Genomic DNA, 3,978 nt, shown 5'->3' on the forward strand with positions numbered 1-3,978 from the left:
CCTCCGGGGGAGGCGGCGGGGGCGGCTTCTGCACCTCCACCATCACCAGTTCCACCGGACGCTGGGAGGCCATCTGCTTGCGGCCCTCCAGGGTGGAGATGAACCAGAAGCCGCCCGCGTGCAGCGCGAGCGACACGAGGAAGAAGCCGAGCACGAACCGCGTGGAGCGGTCGCGCTGGGGCTGGAGGGAAGGGTCGAGGACCGCCTGGCTCATGGTGGCTTCGCGTGCCTTCGGGTCAGGGAGCGGCGGGCGTGGCCGCGGGGGCCACGTCCTTCTCGATGTTGAGGGCGAACTTGGCGATGCCCTGGCCCTTCACCACGTCGATGAGGCGCATCACGCGGCCGTAGGCGATGGTCTGGTCCGCGCTGATGATGGCGCGCGTGTCCTTGTCCTTGGTGACGGCCTCCACCACGCGGCGGGACAGGTCGGCTTCCGTGACTTCGGCGCCGTCGAAGTAGAGCTTGCCCTCCTTGTCGAGGACGACGTTCACCAGGCCCTGCACCGTCTCACCGCCATTGGCGGCGCGGGGCAGGTCCACCTCCACCGTCTCGCGGACGATGAAGTTCGCGGTGACCATGAAGATGATGAGCAGCACCAGCACCACGTCCACCAGCGGCGTGACGTTGATGCCGGTGATTTCCTCGTCGTTGTCGCCCGCGCTGCCGGCCATGACCTAGTTCCCCCCCGCGACGCCCGGCTTCTTGGCCTTCATGGCGCCCACGAGCGCGTGGCCCAGGGAGGTGGTGCGGCTGGTGAGCGTCTTCAACTGACGGCTGAAGATGTTGAAGGCGACGACGGCGGGGATGGCGACCGCGAGGCCCACGGCGGTGGCGACGAGCGCCTCGGAGATGCCGGCCATCACCGTCTGCTGCATGGCGCCGCCCTTGGCGTTCATGGCGCCCAGGTCGTTGAAGGCCTTGATGATGCCGAGCACCGTGCCGAACAGGCCGATGAACGGGGCGTTGTTGCCCAGCGTGCCCAACAGCGACAGGAAGCGCTCGTACTGGGGACGCTCGCGGGCGACGGTGGACGCGATGACCTGCTCCACGGTGTCGGGGCCCTGGGACGCGGAGGCCAGGGCCTCGCGGATGACGGCGGCCTCCATGCCCTTGTGGTTCTTCACCTCGGCGCTGACGGCGTCGAACTCACCGCGCGCCAGCCGCACGGCCAGCGCCTCCGAGTTGGGCAGCCGGTGGCGCGAGAAGTAGACGGCGCGCTCCAGCATCACGGCGATGGAGAGCACGGAGAGGATGACCAGCAGCCAGAGCACCCACTCGGCGCTGCCCAGCGTCACCCCGAGCAGCTTGCCGCTCAACCAGCCGAGTTCGGGTTGGGCCGTCTGGGCCAGGAGGAGGAAGGACGTCATGGGAGACAAGCCTGGGGGTTGAAGTGTGAGGACTGCCAACGCGCGGGGCAGTGTCTTGTTCCCCTCGACTCAAAAGTCAAATGGATCGGCAGGGAGGCCATGGGACCGTGACAATCCATTCGACCGGGAATGGTGGGTAGAGGGCGTGGATGTCGGATGCCCTGTCATGTGAGAGGGCGGCCGTCGGGGCGCCTGCCGGTACAGGCCCCCGGCATCCGTACGCTTGGGGGGCCTTGGGCGTTTCCGGCTTCAGGGCCGGCGGTCGGGGCTGGCGGTCTGCGCGGGGTCGCGCTCCACGACAGGCCCGAGGATGGCGTCGATGCGGCGCAGGAGGTCGGCGTCGAGCTTCACGCCGGTGGCCTTCACGTTGTCGAGCACCTGCTCCGGCCGGGTGGCGCCGATGATGGCGGTGGAGACGCTCTTGTTCTGGAGCACCCACGCGACGGACAGCTGCGCGAGCGACAGGCCGGCTTCCTTCGCCAGCGGCTTGAGCTGCTGGACGCGGGTGAGCACGTCGTCGGTCATGAAGCTGGTCATGAACATGGCGCCCTGCTTGGTGGAGGCGCGGGTGTCGGCCGGCGGGGGCTGGCCGGGGAGGTACTTGCCGGTGAGCACGCCCTTGGCGAGCGGGGACCAGACCACCTGCCCCATGCCCTCCGCGTCGGAGGCGGGGATGACCTTGGATTCGATGACCCGCCAGAGCATGGAGTACTGGGGCTGGTTGGAGACGAAGGGCACATGCAGCTCGCGGGCGAGCTTCGCGCCGGCGGTGATCTGCTCGGCGGTCCATTCGGAGACGCCGATGTAGAGGGCCTTGCCCTGGCGCACGATGTCCGCGAAGGCGAGCATCGTCTCCTCCAGGGGCGTCTCCGCGTCGAAGCGGTGGGCCTGGTAGAGGTCCACGTAGTCCGTCTGGAGGCGGCGCAGCGAGCCGTGGATGGACTCGATGATGTGCTTGCGCGACAGGCCGCGGTCGTTCTGGCCGGGGCCGGTGGGCCAGTAGACCTTGGTGAAGAGCTCGTAGCCTTCACGGCGCTGGCCCTTGAGGGCGCGGCCGAGCACGGCTTCGGCCTTGGTGCCGGCGTACACGTCGGCGGTGTCGAAGGTGGTGATGCCCGTGTCGAGCGCCGCCTTCACGCAGGCGAGCGCGGCGTCCTCCTCCACCTGGGAGCCGTGCGTGAGCCAGTTGCCAAAGGAAATCTCGCTGACCTTCAAACCGCTGCGACCGAGGAACCGGAAGTTCATGCGCGGCAGACTAACCGCCGCGTTTCGGGGTTCGTACGGATTCGCATCTTCTCGACGGTTGGAGTCAGGCGGACGACCCCTCGCGCCGGGATTCGACCGTTCCCGGGCGTCGCTTGTGAACGGAGGGGCGGGTGTCCGACACTGCCCTCCACCCATGGCCGCCAGCGAAGAACGCCGCTTCCAGTCCCTCGTGCTCGCGCCCGTCCGGCGCGTGCAGCGGCGTCTCAACGCCGTGGCGTGGCTGGGCGCGGGGCTCGTCCCCGTCTGGGCCACCGCCACCGCGTGCGTGCTCTGTCGCATGTTGCTGCGGGGCGCTGCTGTCTGGGCCGTGCCTCCGCTTGTTGTCGCGGGCCTTGCGGGGTGGTTCATGCGGGCCCGTTCGCGGGGCGTGTCGCTGGAGTACGCGGCGGTGCTCGCGGACCGTTCGGCCGGGGCCGGGGGCCTGCTGCTCACGCGCCTGGAGCGCCCCGTCGGTGAGTGGGAGCTCTCCCTCAACCAGTTCGCCCAGCAGGTGAAGCTTCCGGAGGTTCCCTGGCGTCGGCCTCTGGGGGCGCTGCTGGGCGCGCTCCTGTTCCTCGCGGTGGGGTTGCTCGTTCCGCTGCCCGCGCTGCGCACGTCGAACATCAATGCCGCCGCGGCGACCCAGGTCGCCGCCGTGCAGGCCCAGGCGGAGGCCCTGGCCCGCGAGGAGCCCCTGGGCCAGGACGTCGAAGAGGAGCTGCGCCGGCTGTCCGACGAGGTCGCCCAGGGCCGCTTCGACTCCGCTGACTGGGAGGCCTCCGATGCCCTGGAGCAGCGGCTCGCCGAGCGCGCCTCCGAGGCCGCCGCGGAACTGAACCGCGCTTCCGAGGCCGCCGCCGAACTCGAGGACGCTCTTGCCGCCGCCGGCGGTGCCGAGTCCGCGACCCGCGAGCGCGAGTCCCTGGAGCAGGCCCTCATGGCGCTCGATGCGCGCTCCAACGGAGGGCAGGAACAGGACGGACCCTCCGAGGACGGTGAAGCGCAGGCGTCGTCCCAACAGGGCACACAGGGACAGGGTGCTGGAGATCAGGACGGAGACAAGCAGGGCGGAGACAAACAGGGCGCTCAGCAGGCCTCGGGTGATGCAGCCCGCGAGGCCCAGGCCCGCGCTTCCGCTCGCGCGCAGGCCTCCGGTTCTCCGGATCAGGTCGCTGACCTTCGGCGCACGTTGGAGCGCCGGCAGCAGGCGCTGGCCCAGCGCTTCGGCGAGGAAAACAACGCGGCGGGGAACCGCTCGGCCCAGGCGAGGCGTCCCACCCGGCGGCAGCAGTCCGGACAGGGACAAGGGCAGGGACAAAAGGGACAGCAGGGCCAGGGCCAGGGACAGCAGGGTCAGGGAGGGGAC

The 3,978-nt window shown here is 70.0% G+C and carries 4 protein-coding genes and 1 pseudogene; 1 reads left to right on the plus strand and 4 read right to left on the minus strand.

The genetic code is table 11. From position 1 onward, the window contains the following. The 4 genes and pseudogenes from D7Y13_RS39515 to D7Y13_RS39530 all read right to left on the minus strand — a co-directional run. A pseudogene (locus D7Y13_RS39515) lies at positions 1 to 214 on the minus strand (energy transducer TonB); the annotation flags it as partial. Between the two features lie 22 nt (positions 215 to 236). Beyond that, positions 237 to 671, minus strand: coding sequence for an ExbD/TolR family protein (locus D7Y13_RS39520; protein WP_120585670.1), 435 nt, complete (start codon positions 669 to 671; stop codon positions 237 to 239). Positions 672 to 674: 3 nt separating this feature from the next. After that, a complete protein-coding gene (locus tag D7Y13_RS39525; RefSeq protein ID WP_120533546.1) occupies positions 675 to 1,367 on the minus strand; it encodes a MotA/TolQ/ExbB proton channel family protein in 693 nt (230 codons plus the stop codon). A gap of 249 nt (positions 1,368 to 1,616) precedes the next feature. Next, a complete protein-coding gene (locus D7Y13_RS39530; RefSeq protein WP_120533547.1) occupies positions 1,617 to 2,612 on the minus strand; it encodes an aldo/keto reductase family protein in 996 nt (331 codons plus the stop codon). Positions 2,613 to 2,766: 154 nt separating this feature from the next. On the opposite strand from D7Y13_RS39530, the gene D7Y13_RS39535 reads away from it, so the two are divergent. Next, on the plus strand, positions 2,767 to 3,978 hold a 1,212-nt coding region (locus tag D7Y13_RS39535; protein WP_120630996.1), incomplete at its 3' end, for a hypothetical protein.

This window comes from Corallococcus praedator (assembly GCF_003612125.1).
GTDB lineage: Bacteria > Myxococcota > Myxococcia > Myxococcales > Myxococcaceae > Corallococcus > Corallococcus praedator.

What these genes read in the sequence shown, in the direction of transcription:
- D7Y13_RS39525 (WP_120533546.1), bottom strand. Translation starts at nt 1,367, where the DNA reads ATGACGTCCTTCCTCCTCCTGGCCCAGACGGCCCAACCCGAACTCGGC.
- D7Y13_RS39520 (WP_120585670.1), bottom strand. Translation starts at nt 671, where the DNA reads ATGGCCGGCAGCGCGGGCGACAACGACGAGGAAATCACCGGCATCAAC.
- D7Y13_RS39530 (WP_120533547.1), bottom strand. Translation starts at nt 2,612, where the DNA reads ATGAACTTCCGGTTCCTCGGTCGCAGCGGTTTGAAGGTCAGCGAGATT.